This is a genomic window from Hymenobacter sp. UYP22 (assembly GCF_040547285.1).
Taxonomy (GTDB): Bacteria; Bacteroidota; Bacteroidia; order Cytophagales; family Hymenobacteraceae; genus Hymenobacter.
Genome location: NZ_JBEPPK010000021.1, coordinates 24,504 through 38,196, shown reverse-complemented (window position 1 = coordinate 38,196; position 13,693 = coordinate 24,504). Strand labels below are relative to the sequence as shown.

Sequence of the window (13,693 nt, the reverse complement as noted above, 5' to 3'; positions counted from 1 at the left end):
CGTGTCTGGAAAACTGGCTCGCTCTGCATTGGCTCGCATTTACGACACTCCTGCTGCGTAAAATCAACAAGCAACCGACTTCCTAAACAGCTTCTCTGGCAACCAGCAATTGTCAACTAACAACCCGCAACTTATTTTTCCGGGTATTGCGGATCAAGCTTTACCAGGGCGTCGCGGAGGGTGCGGGCTACCACATAGGCTTTGTACCAGTTCTGGTCGGCGGGCACGATGTGCCAGGGACAGGCGGCGGGGTTGCAGTGCGCAAACACGTCTTCGTACACTTCCTTATAGGCCGGCCACTGGCTGGCTTTGTGGTCGTCGGCGGCCTCGTATTTCCATTGCTTGGCGGGGTCGGTACGGCGTTCCTCCAGCCGCTCCCGCTGCTCCTCCTCCGATACATGCAGGTAGAATTTGAGCACCGTGGTACCAGCCTGCTGCAGCAGCTTTTCAAACGCGTTGATGGCCGTGAACCGTCGCCGGGCCTCTTCGGTGGTAATCAGCCCATTTACCCGCGTAATGAGCACATCCTCGTAGTGGGAGCGGTTGAACACCTGCACCATTCCCTGGGCCGGCACCTGCTGGTGCACCCGCCAGAGGAAGTCGTGGGCTAGCTCCAGCTCGGTGGGCTCCTTGAAAGAGTGTACCTGCACGCCCTGGGGGTTGATGCCACTGAACACCCGCCGAATCAGCCCATCCTTGCCGCTGGCATCCATGCCCTGCAAAATCACCAGCACACTCCGCTTGTTCTCGGCATACAGACGGTCTTGCAGGTCAATCAGCTCCTGGCGCAGCTTTTTCAGCTCCCGAAGCGTGGTGTTTTTGTGGTGGCTTTCCGGGGCCCGCGTGGGCAGTTTTTTGAGGTAGAGGGCAGGCATAGCGGTGGAAAACAGGGGTTGAATGTTGCTGAAAAATGGGGCAGTTTTACGCGGACACTCCAGTACCACTCATCTACTTCCCTACCCCATGCTGCAAAGACTGCGCACCATTGTATACCCCGTAGGCAACCTGGCAGAGGCCAAAGCCTGGTATAGCCAAGTGCTGGAACAGGAGCCGTACTTTGATGAGCCATTCTACGTGGGCTTCAACGTTGGTGGCTATGAGCTGGGCCTCGACCCTAACGGCCCCGTAGCCGGGCAGTGCGGCCCCTCAACGTACTGGGGCGTGCCCGATGCTGATGCGGCCTTCGCCCGCCTGCTGGCGCACGGCGCGCACCCTCACCAGCCCGTGCATGATGTGGGCGGCGGCATCCGGCTAGGCACGGTGCAGGACCCGTTCGGCAATCTGCTGGGCGTCATTCAGAACCCGTATTTCCAGTTGCCTACCGTCCCCTAGCACATCTGCGGTAGCCAGGTTGGGCCAGTACATGCCAACGCGGTAATTTGCGGCCTTCACTCCTCTGTCTGTACCGCTTATGCTCACGCCGCCCGGCGCTCCGCTTGCTTACCGCCCCCAGCTGAATGGGGTGCGGGCCATTGCCGTGTGGGTGGTCGTGTTCCAGCACTGGGCCGCCCCGCCCATCATGATGGGCGAAATGGGCCGCATGGTTTTTTTCGTCCTTAGCGGCTACCTGATTTCGGGCATTGTCTGGAAGCAGCAAGCCTACCCGGGGGCACCGGGGCCCTGGCGGCAGCGGATGGGCACATTCTACCTGCGCCGGCTGCTACGCATCATTCCGCCCTACTACTGCGCTTTGGCCCTGAGCGCCTTGCTGCCCTTAGCTACTGTGCGGGAGTACCCCACCTGGTTTATGCTGCCAGCCGCCAACCAGCTGTTCTACAAGCTCCAGCACTGGGGCGAGGGGTGCGGCCACCTCTGGACGCTGGCCGTGGACGAACAGTTTTACCTGCTGTGGCCGGCGCTGCTGGCAGTGGTGGGCCGCCGCCCGCGCTGGCTATTGCTCGTGGGCCTGAGCGGGCTGTTGTTCCGGGTGGGTTGGAGCCTGCTGGTCACGCCCGGCTTTGTGCTGCTGCTGCTGCCCGCCTCCCTCGATTTATTTGCCGCCGGCACCTTACTCCGGCTGCTGGAAAACTCGGCCGCGCTAACCCGCTGGGCCCGGGGGCGCTTTGTGCTGCTGGCCTGGGCCGTGTGGTGGGCGCTGTGGGGCAGCCTGCATTCATTAGATGGCGGCACCATCTGGCTGATGGTGTTTCCGGCGGTAGGGGCCGGGGCCGCCTTCCTCACGCTGGCCTGGCTGCTGCGCGTGCCCGAGGCGGCCCGGCGGCTGGGCCTGCTGCACCCGGTACTGCTGTGGCTGGGTCAGCGCAGTTTCGGCACGTATTTGTACCACCTGCTGTTACCCGTATTCTGGCAGCGCGTGGTGTACACGCTGTGGCCCGCTGGCTCCCCCTGGCGCGAAACTTTGCTGGCTCCCCTCCCTACTCTGCTGGTTCTCACGCCCCTGCTTGTGCTGCTGAGCGCCGCCTCCTGGCGCTTTATCGAAGGCCCGCTGGACCGCCTGAAACGGCACCTGCGCTACGCCTAATCAGGCAAAAGCAGACAAAACGCCATTACCAATCCTGCTTGTCGGGTATTCGTCAGACTTTTTGTCCAGTTAATAAGTGTAACTGGAGCAGTTGCAGTTTGGTACGGGATTTGAAATACTCCCACCGTAACTAGAAAGGACCTTTCGTATGAACCTGATCAGCAAAGATTTCATCCGTACTATCATGCCTCACCTCGACCTGATGAACACCTTGGGTGGCGGTATTGCACAGGCTAGCATGCGGGTTGATAAGCGCGAGAAGGGTGTGGTGGTGCGCATTGCGGCGCCATCCGTCAGCCCCGATAACTTTCATGTAGTCCTTAATGAAAACACCCTGACGGTATTTGCCGAGTTCCGGCACTCGCCCGAAGACCAATTGGCGGCTCCTTTGTTCAGCCGCGTACTGCAGCTGCCCGCCGGCCTCGATGCTACCCGTATCGACGCCGTGTTTGAGGGCCAGGAGTTGCAGGTCCGGATTCCGTACCAGGACAACGCCGAGCCCCGCGAAATCACCATCAAGCAGCGCTAACCCGCCCGACTTGCCTTACCTGCCTATAACGCCGGGACCGACCGGCCTCTTGTTTCACCTGCCACTGCTGCCCGCAGTGGCTTTTTTATTGCCCGTTAGGGGTTGAACAGGGGCCAGAGCAGCACAAAGGCCAATGCCAGCGCCACGTAAAACCAGCCCATAATCTGGCCCCGGTAGCGCCGGGGCAGGCGGTTGCTCAGCACCAACACCGCCACGACCAGCACGGCCAGGTACAGCAGCAGAAATACCACCGCTTTCACCCAGTTGCTCACAATGGTGTTTTCGGGCTGCATCTGGTCGGGCATGCCCATGCCGGAGGTAGCAAACTTGAGGGTGTAGTACGTCACTACCTCAAACACCACAAACAAACCCGCCCCCGCCCAAAAAGCGAGGGGGCCGTTTTTCTGTTGCACATCAGCCATAGCACTGGTGAAGTTGTGAGGGGGTGAAGTTGTGAGTTTGACACCTTATAAATTGGTGCGGATGATGCGGAGTGAAACCGGAGCGGCATAGCGGTGGCATGTTGCGGGCAGCAGGCCACCTACTCCATTCCACAACTTCACCCTTCACAATTTCACCACCTTACCGCCGGCCCAGTACTTCCGCCGTGCGGGTGCGGATGTAGAGCTCCTCGACCTTGGTGCGGGCCCAGGGCGTGCGGCGCAGAAACGTGAGGCTGGATTTGATGCTGGGGTCCACAGCGAAGCAATTGATGCGGATGCGGCGGTCCAGCTCCGGCCAGCCGTAAGCGGCCACCAGATACTCCAGAATCTGGGCCAGGGATACGCCGTGCAACTCCCGAATCAGGTGGCCGGATTCGTCGCGCACATCCTGGGGCAGGTTTGATAAATCAGCCATACGTTCGAGCAGATAAGATACAAAAGTGCAAAAACGCCCAGGCATTTAGCTACTCAGCGCCAGCTTTTCGAGGCTTTTGGGCACCAGAAACGGACGTAGCCACGTTACCTTTGGCAGTAATCGGTCTGTTTGTATGCGCGCAACCCGCTCTTCTCCTCGCTCCGTAGCCGCCCCCAACAGGTGGCGGCGGCCGTTGCTGCTGGTCATGCTGGCGGGGCTGCTACTGGGCGCCGTGTGGTACGTGCGCCACCAGCGGCAGGTACACCGCTACGCTCGGCGCGTATATGCTTCTCTTACCAGCGGCTCGCTCACGGGCCGCGAGAAAACCCCTTTGCTGGAAGGCTATTCGGTTCACGGTATTGATGTATCCTCCTACCAGGGGCGCATCAACTGGCCGCTGGTGGCCGACCACCGGGTGCGGTTTGCTTTCATTAAGGCCACAGAAGGCGTAACCCTGCGCGACAGTCGGTTTCAGGGCAACTGGCGGGGGGCGCGGGCCGCGGGTATTTACCGCGGAGCCTACCACTACTTCCAGCCCAACTACGACGCTACCAAGCAAGCCAACTTATTCACCCGTACCGTGCCCCTAGCCTCCGGCGACCTGCCCCCCGTGCTGGACGTGGAGCACGCCGAGTTTCACGATGTAGCCCAGATGCGCCGGGGGGTAGCCACTTGGCTACGGCTGGTGGAGCGGCACTACGGCGTGCGGCCCATCCTCTACTCCAACTACAGCTTTTACAAGCGCCACCTGGCCGGCCATTTCGATACGTACCCGCTGTGGCTGGCGCATTATGAAGTGGCCCAACCCGCATTGCCCCGCGAAAAATGGATTATCTGGCAGCACTCCGATGAGGCCTACGTACCCGGCATTCGGGGTGCGGTTGATTTCAATGTGTTTCAGGGCAACTTTCAGCGGCTGCTGGCCCTGCGGAGTCCGGCCCGGGGCCAAACGCCCCCCCCCAACTAACTCCGATTGTATTTATGCGCATTTCCTGGCGGCTTACTACTTCCTCGGCTTTACTTGCTGGCCTGCTACTTACGGGCTGCGCGGGTGGCTCCGGTGCCTTTACCCAAAGCGGCAAAGCCTCTTTCTACGCCGATAAGTTTGACGGCCGCAAAACAGCCAGCGGCACCGTGTACCGGTCCGAAAAGCGTACCGCCGCCCACAATACCCTGCCGTTTGGCACGGTGGTGCGCGTAACCAACCCGCGCAACCACCGCTCCGTGAAAGTAACCGTAACCGACCGGGGGCCCCACGCCAAAGGCCGGGTTATCGACCTCTCCAAGAAAGCGGCCCGGAAAATTGGTATTATCGAGGCCGGCGTGGCACCCGTAGAGTTGAAAGTGGTGCGCAAAGCCCGCTAGTTTTCCCCGGTTTCCTTTACCCTTATTGCCCAATGCGAATTCGAAAGAAAGTACAATGGACGCAGCCGGCCGAGGCCGACCGGTTTACACAACTCGGCATTTTTGTAAAAGCCGCTGAAGCCCAGGGCTGGAGCGAGGCTGAAATTCAATTTGTGATGGACGAGGTGGTGGAGGCCCGCGACGAGGCCGAGGTGGCCCTCATCTTCCAGGATTATACCCAAACGGCTCGCCGCTAAACCAACACCGGCTGCCCCGGCCCAAAAGCCCGAGCAGCCGGTGGCTGGCCTGCGCATAGTGGTGTGCGAGAGGCTATTTTTTCTTGATTTTGACTTTGCCCTTGCCGTTTTTGGCCAGCTGCATCAGGCTGTCCTGCTCGGCCTTCATAGCCATAGTAGTCAGGCGGCCCGTCAACGACATATAGTCGCCTTCTTTTAGTACGGCAGTAGTGCCGTCGGGCATGGTTACGGTGCCGCTCGGGGTAATTTTGGTGCCATTCACCACGCTGGTTTCGGCGCCCAGGGCCTCGGTGTGCGCGTCGCGGGTTACTATCACTTTGCCCTCTTTCATCATAAAGCCATCCTTCATGGTCACACCTACGGGCGTGGCAGCCTTGGGCCGGGGCTGAACCGGGCGACGAGGGGGCAGTTTGGTCTGGGCTTCAGCCGTGAGAGTGGTCAGGCTCACAAATAGCAGAGCCCCGGTGAGAGTAGGATACCATTTCATACAGAAGAGGGGGGAGTTGGTGGAAAATAGTTGATGAGAGAATGGATTTGCGGTTGAGCGTAGCAGAGCTACAAATTACGGAACTGCCGCCGATTCAGCCGCGCATGAGCCGGTAACCCCGCACCGAATGGTTTCGTTTCAAAATAGCCGGAGCGCATTTTTTCAGGTTGTGGTCCGGCCCGTTCCCCTCTCATTCTGCCCTCTCCTGCACAGCCGTGGACTACAAAGACTATTACAAAACCTTAGGTGTTGAGAAAACCGCCACCAAGGACCAGATCAAAAAAGCCTACCGCAAGCTGGCCCGCCAGTACCACCCCGATGTGAACCCCAACGACGCCGAAGCGGAGCGCAAGTTCAAGGAAGCCAACGAGGCCAACGAGGTGCTCAGCGACGACGAGAAACGCCAGAAATACGACCAGCTAGGGGCCGATTGGCAACGCTACCAGCAGGCCGGTGCGGGCCGTGGCAACCAGGGCGGCGGCTTTGACTGGGGCCAGTATGCCCAAGGTGGGGGCTACGGAGGCGAAGACCCATTCGGCGGAGCTGATTTTTCCGATTTTTTCAGTTCCATGTTTGGGGGTATGGGCGGTGGTAGCAGTGGGGGCAGCCCCCGGCCCCGCGCTGGCCAGGACTACCAGGCCGAATTGGAGCTGAGCCTGGAAGACGCCTACCACGGCGGTCCGCGTACCCTCACCGTAAACGGCAAAAGCCTGCGCATCACCATTCAGCCGGGCGTGGAGGACGGGCAGGTAATTCGGCTGCGCGACCAGGGCGGCCCCGGCCGTAGTGGCGGCCCGGCTGGCTCCCTCTACATTACCCTGCGCATCCGGTCCGATGCCCGCTACTCCCGCGCCGGCAACGACTTGACGATGGACGTACCAGTGAGCATATACACGGCCTTGCTTGGGGGCGAGCAAACAGTTGATACCCTGTCGGGTCCGGTAAAAATTACCCTCAAGCCCGAAACCCAGAACGGCACCCGGCTGCGGTTGCGGGGCAAAGGCTTTCCGCTGTACCGCCAGTCTGGGCAGTTTGGCGACTTGTACTTACGCCTGAGTCTGACGCTGCCCCAAAACCTGACCGAGCAGGAAAAAACCTTGTTCCGCCAACTGGCCGACCTCCGCAACTAAGCCTTCCTTACTCTCTTCCATCGACGCCTGACCTATGGAAACTCACATCATCACCATCACCTACCACGATTGTGCAGCGTGGTACGGGCTCAGCGAAACCGACGTGCGCGAGTTTGTGGACCTTGGCCTGTTGCAGCCGGCCCCCGATGTGCCCAATGCCCTGCAGGAGGAACCCTTGCATGTAGCTCGCTTGGCTCGCCTGCACCACGACCTGGGCTTGAACAAAGACAGTCTGGGGGTGATTTTGGCCATGCGCCAGCGGCTGGAGCAGATGCAGCAGGAACTGCACCAACAGCGCGCCCGGGTTCACCAACTGGAGGTATTTCTGCGCGGATCAGGCCCGCTGTTAGACGTAAACTTTCGGTAAACAGGGCGCCAGCAATGGATGACACGTTCCGAAATGTTGCATTATGTAAAGGTAAAGCTCCACTGTGAGCACAACCTTTCTTGCTAGTTGGGGTATAAAAGGCCAATCTGGAAAGCAGATAGTTCCTCATCAGCCACCTTTTTTTTTTCGAATATGCCTCCACGCATTCCCCTCCCGAAGGTGCTGGCGCTGGGCCTCGTTGCCTGTGCTGCCGCCCCTCATTTCTCGCACGCCCAAACGGCCGACCGCAAAACCGCCATTGGCATCAACGTGAGTGCCATGCAGTACAAGGGCAACTACGGCTCTGACTACTGGGACTGGAGCGAGAACAAGTATGCCCCCGGCATCACCTTCAGCCGCTACATTTCCAAAGGGTTGGATGTGCAGTTGAGCGGTAACTACGTGGAACTCAAAAAAGACACTCCGGCTGGTGCTCCCTTCTTTGGTAGCAACTTCGCCACCAACGTGGTAAACGTAAACCTGGGCCTGAAATTCAAGCTACTGGGGGAGGATTCTCCCGTGCGGCCTTACTTGCTGGCCGCTCCCGGCCTCACCTACACCAGCCGCGAGGGTACGTTCAACCGCAATGGCGTAAGCACCAACATTGCCAACGACAAAAACCACTTCGACCTGTTCGGCGCGGCTGGTATCGACTTCCACTTGGGTGATGCCGTGACGCTGTTTGTGCAGACCGGCCAGCACGTGCCGCTGAATGCCAACATCGACGGTGTTGAGCCCCGCGACGATAACAAGTTCGACGACCGGTTCCTGCAGCACACGGTGGGCCTGAACGTGAACCTCGGCAAAATGAAAGACGAGGATAACGACGGTGTATCAGATAAAAAGGACAAGTGCCCCGGCACTCCCGCTGGTGTAGCTGTAGATGCTAACGGTTGCCCCCTCGACGGCGACGGTGACGGTGTGCCAGATTACCAGGATAAATGCCCCACCGAAAAAGGCCTGGCGGCGCTGGAAGGCTGCCCCGACCGTGACGGTGATGGTGTGCGCGACGGCGACGACAAGTGCCCCGACACCCCCGGCAAAGCAGAGCTGCAAGGTTGCCCCGACTCGGATAACGACGGTGTAATCGACCAGAACGATAAGTGCCCCAACACCCCCGGCGGTGTAGCCGTGGATGCTAACGGTTGCCCCTTGGACAAAGACGGTGACGGTGTTCCTGACTACCAAGACCGTTGCCCCAACCGCCCCGGTCCGGCCTCGAACAAAGGCTGCCCTGAAATGAAGGTGGAAGAGAAGAAGCGTCTGCAGGAAGCCACCAAGTACATCCAGTTTGAGTTCGACAAGGCTACCCTGAAGCCCGTTTCGTTCCCGACCCTGGACGGCCTGGTAAAAATCCTGAACGACTACCCCGATTATTTCCTCGGTATCTCGGCCCACGCTGATAACAAGGGCGACGACGCCTACAACCTGCGTCTGTCGGATGAGCGTGCTGCTTCGGCCCGCGCCTACATGCTCCGCAAAGGCATCCCCGAAGACCGTATCGTGTCGCATGGGTACGGCGAAACCAAGCCAATTGCTCCGAACACTACGGAAGCCGGCCGCGCCATGAACCGCCGCGTAGAGTTTGACGTGTACCTGCCTGGTGACCCGAACCCTGCCGAAACCAAGTACGGTGCAGCCCCCGAAATTCCGGCCGCTCCAGTAAAAGCAGCGCCCGTTAAAAAGGCTCCTGCCAAAAAAGCCCCAGTACGTCGCAAATAAGCTGCGCACCCGGTAAAAGTAAAAGAGGCCCGCTCAGTTGAGCGGGCCTCTTTTTTTTATGTATCCCATGCAGCTGCTGATTACGGTTCAGCCCGATGTTGACCGGTAGCGGCAAGCTAATGAGTTAAAACTATATCCTGCATATCCGCATGAGGCCGTTACAGCGCTAGGCTGTGTGGACAGTCACGCTTCTTACTACTAAGCGGAACGTCATGCAGAGCATGTGGCGCCTTGAGCCAGTGACGAAGCATCTCGCGTGCTGACGTTGATTTACCATTGCAACGTCAGCACGCAAGATGCTTCGCCTTCGGCTCTGCATGACGTGGCGTTATGTAAGCTTGCTTACTGTCCACACAGCCTAGTATAGTATAGCCATTCTTTGGTGCGTTGACACTGAGCAATTCAGAGGGGTAAGCCGTCTGCTCCTTACACCAAATCTACGGCCAGGGCCAGCAGCAAACCAGCCAGAGTAGCCAGCAGCTTGCGCACGTTTAGGCTATGGTCGGGGCTGGTTTCAAAAAGGATGGTGGTAGATACGTGCAGGAAATTGCCAGCCACTAAACCCAGCAGGCCCGCATACAGCCCGCCCGTCAGCAACTGCTCTAACACCACGTAATTGCTCACGATAATACCCGCTGGCCCAGCCACCGCAAACAGCAGCAGATACGGCACAGCCCGTTTAAAGGAGCCCAGGCGCAGCAGTAACGCCGCCATCAGGGCAAATGCCGCCGGAATGTGGTGCAGTGCTACCCCCGCCAGAATAGCGTAGAAATTCTGGCTGACGTCGCCAGCCTCCGGGGTTTTCACTAAAATACTGCCTTCCAGAAAGGAATGCAGCACTAGAGAGAATAGCAGCAAAAACGGCACCCGGCCGGCGTGCTCGGTGTGGTGGTGCACATGGCCGTGCTCCACACCCTGCGAAAACACTTCCAGTACCATCTGACCGAAAAAACCCGCCAGCACAAAGTAGCCCACCCGATGCCCCGGCAACATTTGCAAAGCCTCAGGCAGCAGGTGCGTAACCGTGAGGGTGAACAGATAGGCCCCGCTGAAAGCCAGCAGCGGCTTCATCCAGGTTGTGCGCGCGGTGGGCAGCAGGCGGGTAAGCCAGCCGGCTCCCAGCACGGTCAGGAACAGCGCAGCAACAGCAAACCACATAGGCAAAGGACAGTTGATAGAAACATGAGGCACTACCGGCGCGCAGCGAATCAGCTGGCTGCGGGCCCGAAAGCGCCGGACTACTTTTTGAGCACAAAAATCATTCGGGGGCTGGTGGCCGGGTCGAACGGCCGCAGTTGGTAGTCGCCCAGCACCTCGGCCAGGCGCAGTCCCGCCATCTGGAAGTATTCCTCAAACCGCTCCTGAGTTAGGGCCCGCACCCGTTCCTCAAAGCATTGCTCCTGCCCTTCTTCGTCCTGGAAACGGATTTCCTTCACAATGAAGTCGTTGTTGAAATGCCGGTACAGGTGAAAATCGGTACCATCCACCGTTTTGGTTTCGTGGGCTACCAGGGCCCGAATGGCTTGTTCTGTGTTCAGAAAATCAATAACCAGCTTGCCCCCAGGCCGCACTACTGCGGCGGCGTTGCGCAGGGCTACCACGTTTTCGGCCTCCTGCTGAAAGTAGCCAAAGCTGGTGAACAGGTTCAGCACCAAATCAAACGGGCCGTAGGGCAGCGAGTCGCGCATGTCGTGTACCTGAAAGTGCAGCTGTTCGTGGGCAAACTGCCGGGCTGCCGCAATGCTCTGGGGCGACAGGTCTACGCCCGTCACCTCAAAGCCCTGTTCGCTGAGGTAGCGAGCATGCCGGCCTTTACCGCAGGCCAAGTCTAGCAGGCGGGCATCGGGCTTGGGGTGCAAATGGGCCAGCAACCGGCTCAGAAATTCCTGGGCTTCCGCATAGTCGCGGCTTTGGTACAGGCGATGGTAATACGGCGAGTCAAACCAGGTACTAAACCATTCGGCGGGTTCTGAGGGCATAGCGGGAAGCAATCGAAAACAGAAAAAGGGCGTTGACACGCCCTTTTTCTGTTTTTCAGTAACAAATACGGGGCTCCATATTTGCAATAATGTTGCAAATATGGAGCCCCGCTCGTTTAAATCAAAGCTGAGCAGCAGGCTTAGCAGCTGGGTTAGGCTCCAAGTCCATCTGACACACCGGGCATTTACCGGGTTTGTCGCTGGCGCTACCCTCGCACCCCATTGGACAGATGTAGGCCGCTGTAACTACCGGCGTAGCAGCCGAGTCGGCGGGAGCAGTAGTAGTTGCTGCCGAGGACGTGGCAGTTTGCTCGGTGGCCGTTTTGGCCTCGCAGCCAGCTAGTAGCACCACTGCCAACAGCCCACCAAGGCGTCCTGCTTGTTTCAAAAAGTGTCGTTTCATTGAAGCAGCTTACTTCTTAACGTCCGTCGTGTTGTTGGAAGTTGCGCCCTGGTTGGTAGCCCCCGTGGTGCTGGAGTTGTTCTCGTCCTGCTTGGGGTTGGTGCGTACACTCTGGCGGGCTTCGGGGCTGTTAGTTTCAGTGGCGTCCATTGCATCGGCGCTGCGGGCCCCCTCGGCGGTAGTGCGCTTGGCCTGGTTGGGCTCGTCCAGAGTTACTTCCGAGCTAATCGGCTCCTCAATGGCACCGCCTTTGTGCTGGCTGGGTGCCTCGGCGGTGTGCTGGTCAAAGTTATCGGACGAGCGGGTGCCGGGCTCAATCATATCCGTCGATACCTTTTTGTCGGGGCGCCAGTCGGATGGTTCGCTGCTGCAGGCGTTCAGGGCCAGCGTGGCTACGGCCAGGGCGGAAAGGGCGAGTTGCTTGGTCATGAGAAGGGTTCAGTTATCTAGTATCGTGAGTTCAAAGGCAGAGAAGAAGTGCTTACCCGCCGGGCAGCAGGTTTTTGCGCCGCAACATAGCATCAAACAGCTTTTGGTCGTTGGCGGAATTGAAAATCCGGTCAGGCACCTGCACGAAGATGGGGGTGTCAAAGGTTTTGGCCACCCATAGGCGCCAGCCTTTCAAATCCTGGGGCATTTCCGGGGCCTTCAAAGACAGCAGATATCCATCGGCCTCCCGCTGTACGTGCCCGATCATGTCCCAGGTTAGGCGCATGCCTTCTTTCTCATTACGGCGTAGCACAATCTGCTTGTTGTCAAACTCATACGCTAATTTTTCGAACAGCGGCTTGGTTTGCTCCACTTGAGTTACACCCGTTACCTGGGCCGAGCGGAACAGTACGTAAGCCAGCGTGAGCAGCAACGCCACGGCCACCCACCACCAGGAAGGCCAAATCAGGGCGGGTATCAACCCCACCGCTAGCGGAATAAGGGCGTACCACCACTCGCGCCGCCACACCCGGCCCATGGCTATCTTGGTGTAGGTGTCGGTGTCGAGCTGGTGTTTTTTGGTCCGGATGGCCAGCGGCGAAGCGGCCTGTTGCTGCTGTTGTTGCCGGTAGCCGCCGCGTTGGTTGGGGAGTTGCATTGTAATTGGTTGTTGATTGTTGATTGCTGTTTGTTGTCTGCTGGTTGCTGCCAGCCTACACGACTAACACTTAGCAGCCAACAACTAACCATCAGAAAGCTTTCAGGCTCATATCGAGGCTGCGGATGGAGTGCGTGAGGGCGCCCACCGAAATGTAGTCGACGCCGGTGGCGGCTACTGCGGCAATGGTTTCCTCGGTGATGCCGCCGCTGGCTTCCAGGGGGAAGCGGCCCGCTACCAGGGCCACGGCCTCGCGTAGCTGGGCCGGGCTCATATTGTCAAGCATAATCCGGTCGATGCCGCCGGCTTCCATGGCCTGCTGCACTTCACTCAAGGTGCGGGTTTCTACCTCTATAGGCAGTTGGCGGCCGGTGCGGGCCAAGTACGCCTGCGAGGCTTCAATGGCCTGGCGAATACCCCCAGCGTAATCCACATGGTTATCCTTGAGAATAATCATGTCGAAGAGGCCGTAGCGGTGATTCACTCCTCCCCCAATCAGCACGGCCCATTTTTCGCAGAGGCGGAAGTTGGGGGTGGTTTTGCGCGTGTCCAGCAGCCGGGCCTTGGTGCCGACTAGCAGGCTGGTAAGGTGGGCTGTGCGGGTGGCGATACCGCTCATGCGCTGCATGCAGTTGAGCACCAGCCGCTCAGCCGTTAAAATACTCTGGGCCCGGCCTTCCACAATAAATGCCACGTCTCCGTGTTTCACACGGGCCCCATCTGCCAGGCGCTGCTCCACGCGCAGGTCGGCATCCACGGCCCGGAAGATATGGTGGGCCAACTCTACCCCAGCCAGCACCCCCTCATCCTTGATGAGCAAGTGGGCGCGGTTGCGGGCCTCGGCCGGAATAGCCGACAGTGCCGAGTGGTCACCGTCGCCAATGTCCTCGGCCAGGGCAGTACGGATGAAGGTATCGAGAGCTTCGGGGGTGAGATACGAGGGGGTTTGCACGGTGCAAAAATAGCAAAAAGGGGCCGTTCCATTGCCCTTGGCTTCCAAACCAGATCTGGGTAATCATCGGGCACAAAAAAAGCGCCGTGGATGATT

General features: G+C 59.0%; 19 protein-coding genes. 9 read left to right on the top strand and 10 right to left on the bottom strand.

The features are described 5' to 3' along the window. Positions 1 to 131: 131 nt before the first annotated feature. Positions 132 to 875, bottom strand: coding sequence for a PPK2 family polyphosphate kinase (locus tag ABIB60_RS22000; protein WP_354582487.1), 744 nt, complete (start codon positions 873 to 875; stop codon positions 132 to 134). An 88-nt stretch (positions 876 to 963) separates the two neighbouring features. Here ABIB60_RS22000 and ABIB60_RS21995 point away from each other — a divergent pair, with 88 nt between their 5' ends. From ABIB60_RS21995 to ABIB60_RS21985, 3 genes are all read left to right on the top strand, one after another. After that, positions 964 to 1,332 (top strand): VOC family protein, encoded by a 369-nt coding sequence (locus ABIB60_RS21995; RefSeq protein WP_354582486.1) that lies wholly within the window; start codon positions 964 to 966, stop codon positions 1,330 to 1,332. A 79-nt stretch (positions 1,333 to 1,411) separates the two neighbouring features. Beyond that, on the top strand, positions 1,412 to 2,482 hold the full coding sequence (locus ABIB60_RS21990) for an acyltransferase family protein (RefSeq protein WP_354582485.1): 1,071 nt from the start codon (positions 1,412 to 1,414) through the stop codon (positions 2,480 to 2,482). 184 nt (positions 2,483 to 2,666) lie between these two features. Further along, positions 2,667 to 3,011, top strand: coding sequence for an Hsp20/alpha crystallin family protein (locus ABIB60_RS21985; RefSeq protein ID WP_354582484.1), 345 nt, complete (start codon positions 2,667 to 2,669; stop codon positions 3,009 to 3,011). Between the two features lie 95 nt (positions 3,012 to 3,106). Here the strand turns inward: ABIB60_RS21985 and ABIB60_RS21980 are convergent, their stop codons facing one another. Continuing rightward, complete coding sequence (locus tag ABIB60_RS21980; RefSeq protein WP_354582483.1) at positions 3,107 to 3,433, bottom strand: hypothetical protein; 327 nt, start codon at positions 3,431 to 3,433, stop codon at positions 3,107 to 3,109. 160 nt (positions 3,434 to 3,593) lie between these two features. Continuing rightward, positions 3,594 to 3,869 (bottom strand): VF530 family protein, encoded by a 276-nt coding sequence (locus ABIB60_RS21975; protein ID WP_354582482.1) that lies wholly within the window; start codon positions 3,867 to 3,869, stop codon positions 3,594 to 3,596. 133 nt (positions 3,870 to 4,002) lie between these two features. Here ABIB60_RS21975 and ABIB60_RS21970 point away from each other — a divergent pair, with 133 nt between their 5' ends. From ABIB60_RS21970 to ABIB60_RS21960, 3 genes are read left to right on the top strand one after another with little or no spacing between them, the layout of a single operon-like run. Then, complete coding sequence (locus ABIB60_RS21970; RefSeq protein ID WP_354582481.1) at positions 4,003 to 4,836, top strand: glycoside hydrolase family 25 protein; 834 nt, start codon at positions 4,003 to 4,005, stop codon at positions 4,834 to 4,836. A gap of 14 nt (positions 4,837 to 4,850) precedes the next feature. Then, positions 4,851 to 5,234, top strand: coding sequence for a septal ring lytic transglycosylase RlpA family protein (locus tag ABIB60_RS21965; RefSeq protein WP_354582480.1), 384 nt, complete (start codon positions 4,851 to 4,853; stop codon positions 5,232 to 5,234). Positions 5,235 to 5,266: 32 nt separating this feature from the next. Then, positions 5,267 to 5,470 (top strand): hypothetical protein, encoded by a 204-nt coding sequence (locus tag ABIB60_RS21960; protein WP_315998099.1) that lies wholly within the window; start codon positions 5,267 to 5,269, stop codon positions 5,468 to 5,470. Between the two features lie 73 nt (positions 5,471 to 5,543). Here ABIB60_RS21960 and ABIB60_RS21955 read toward each other — a convergent pair whose 3' ends face one another. After that, on the bottom strand, positions 5,544 to 5,957 hold the full coding sequence (locus ABIB60_RS21955; RefSeq protein ID WP_354582479.1) for a DUF6799 domain-containing protein: 414 nt from the start codon (positions 5,955 to 5,957) through the stop codon (positions 5,544 to 5,546). Between the two features lie 215 nt (positions 5,958 to 6,172). On the opposite strand from ABIB60_RS21955, the gene ABIB60_RS21950 reads away from it, so the two are divergent. From ABIB60_RS21950 to ABIB60_RS21940, 3 genes are all read left to right on the top strand, one after another. After that, positions 6,173 to 7,087, top strand: a complete 915-nt coding sequence (locus ABIB60_RS21950) for a DnaJ C-terminal domain-containing protein (protein WP_354582478.1) — start codon at positions 6,173 to 6,175, stop codon at positions 7,085 to 7,087. Between the two features lie 34 nt (positions 7,088 to 7,121). Further along, positions 7,122 to 7,454 carry a chaperone modulator CbpM gene (locus ABIB60_RS21945; protein WP_354582477.1) on the top strand — a complete coding sequence of 111 codons (333 nt, stop codon included), beginning with the start codon at positions 7,122 to 7,124 and terminating at the stop codon, positions 7,452 to 7,454. Positions 7,455 to 7,607: 153 nt separating this feature from the next. Further along, positions 7,608 to 9,176 (top strand): OmpA family protein, encoded by a 1,569-nt coding sequence (locus ABIB60_RS21940; protein WP_354582476.1) that lies wholly within the window; start codon positions 7,608 to 7,610, stop codon positions 9,174 to 9,176. A gap of 426 nt (positions 9,177 to 9,602) precedes the next feature. Here the strand turns inward: ABIB60_RS21940 and ABIB60_RS21935 are convergent, their stop codons facing one another. The 6 genes from ABIB60_RS21935 to nadC all read right to left on the bottom strand — a co-directional run bounded on the left by ABIB60_RS21935 (position 9,603) and on the right by nadC (position 13,597). Next, on the bottom strand, positions 9,603 to 10,334 hold the full coding sequence (locus ABIB60_RS21935) for a ZIP family metal transporter (RefSeq protein ID WP_354582475.1): 732 nt from the start codon (positions 10,332 to 10,334) through the stop codon (positions 9,603 to 9,605). 80 nt (positions 10,335 to 10,414) lie between these two features. Continuing rightward, positions 10,415 to 11,155 carry a class I SAM-dependent methyltransferase gene (locus tag ABIB60_RS21930; protein WP_354582474.1) on the bottom strand — a complete coding sequence of 247 codons (741 nt, stop codon included), beginning with the start codon at positions 11,153 to 11,155 and terminating at the stop codon, positions 10,415 to 10,417. Positions 11,156 to 11,276: 121 nt separating this feature from the next. Further along, complete coding sequence (locus ABIB60_RS21925; RefSeq protein ID WP_354582473.1) at positions 11,277 to 11,558, bottom strand: heavy metal-binding domain-containing protein; 282 nt, start codon at positions 11,556 to 11,558, stop codon at positions 11,277 to 11,279. Positions 11,559 to 11,567: 9 nt separating this feature from the next. After that, positions 11,568 to 11,987 (bottom strand): hypothetical protein, encoded by a 420-nt coding sequence (locus tag ABIB60_RS21920; RefSeq protein WP_354582472.1) that lies wholly within the window; start codon positions 11,985 to 11,987, stop codon positions 11,568 to 11,570. A gap of 52 nt (positions 11,988 to 12,039) precedes the next feature. Continuing rightward, a complete protein-coding gene (locus ABIB60_RS21915) occupies positions 12,040 to 12,645 on the bottom strand; it encodes a hypothetical protein (protein ID WP_354582471.1) in 606 nt (201 codons plus the stop codon). A 91-nt stretch (positions 12,646 to 12,736) separates the two neighbouring features. Continuing rightward, complete coding sequence (gene nadC, locus ABIB60_RS21910) at positions 12,737 to 13,597, bottom strand: carboxylating nicotinate-nucleotide diphosphorylase (protein ID WP_354582470.1); 861 nt, start codon at positions 13,595 to 13,597, stop codon at positions 12,737 to 12,739. Positions 13,598 to 13,693: the final 96 nt, after the last annotated feature.

Excerpts from the sequence above, each read along its gene's own strand:
- ABIB60_RS22000 (WP_354582487.1), bottom strand. The coding sequence starts at position 875 with ATGCCTGCCCTCTACCTCAAAAAACTGCCCACGCGGGCCCCGGAAAGC.
- ABIB60_RS21995 (WP_354582486.1), top strand. The coding sequence starts at position 964 with ATGCTGCAAAGACTGCGCACCATTGTATACCCCGTAGGCAACCTGGCA.
- ABIB60_RS21990 (WP_354582485.1), top strand. The coding sequence starts at position 1,412 with ATGCTCACGCCGCCCGGCGCTCCGCTTGCTTACCGCCCCCAGCTGAAT.
- ABIB60_RS21985 (WP_354582484.1), top strand. The coding sequence starts at position 2,667 with ATGCCTCACCTCGACCTGATGAACACCTTGGGTGGCGGTATTGCACAG.
- ABIB60_RS21980 (WP_354582483.1), bottom strand. The coding sequence starts at position 3,433 with ATGGCTGATGTGCAACAGAAAAACGGCCCCCTCGCTTTTTGGGCGGGG.
- ABIB60_RS21975 (WP_354582482.1), bottom strand. The coding sequence starts at position 3,869 with ATGGCTGATTTATCAAACCTGCCCCAGGATGTGCGCGACGAATCCGGC.
- ABIB60_RS21970 (WP_354582481.1), top strand. The coding sequence starts at position 4,003 with ATGCGCGCAACCCGCTCTTCTCCTCGCTCCGTAGCCGCCCCCAACAGG.
- ABIB60_RS21965 (WP_354582480.1), top strand. The coding sequence starts at position 4,851 with ATGCGCATTTCCTGGCGGCTTACTACTTCCTCGGCTTTACTTGCTGGC.
- ABIB60_RS21960 (WP_315998099.1), top strand. The coding sequence starts at position 5,267 with ATGCGAATTCGAAAGAAAGTACAATGGACGCAGCCGGCCGAGGCCGAC.
- ABIB60_RS21955 (WP_354582479.1), bottom strand. The coding sequence starts at position 5,957 with ATGAAATGGTATCCTACTCTCACCGGGGCTCTGCTATTTGTGAGCCTG.
- ABIB60_RS21945 (WP_354582477.1), top strand. The coding sequence starts at position 7,122 with ATGGAAACTCACATCATCACCATCACCTACCACGATTGTGCAGCGTGG.
- ABIB60_RS21940 (WP_354582476.1), top strand. The coding sequence starts at position 7,608 with ATGCCTCCACGCATTCCCCTCCCGAAGGTGCTGGCGCTGGGCCTCGTT.
- ABIB60_RS21935 (WP_354582475.1), bottom strand. The coding sequence starts at position 10,334 with ATGTGGTTTGCTGTTGCTGCGCTGTTCCTGACCGTGCTGGGAGCCGGC.
- ABIB60_RS21930 (WP_354582474.1), bottom strand. The coding sequence starts at position 11,155 with ATGCCCTCAGAACCCGCCGAATGGTTTAGTACCTGGTTTGACTCGCCG.
- ABIB60_RS21925 (WP_354582473.1), bottom strand. The coding sequence starts at position 11,558 with ATGAAACGACACTTTTTGAAACAAGCAGGACGCCTTGGTGGGCTGTTG.
- ABIB60_RS21920 (WP_354582472.1), bottom strand. The coding sequence starts at position 11,987 with ATGACCAAGCAACTCGCCCTTTCCGCCCTGGCCGTAGCCACGCTGGCC.
- ABIB60_RS21915 (WP_354582471.1), bottom strand. The coding sequence starts at position 12,645 with ATGCAACTCCCCAACCAACGCGGCGGCTACCGGCAACAACAGCAGCAA.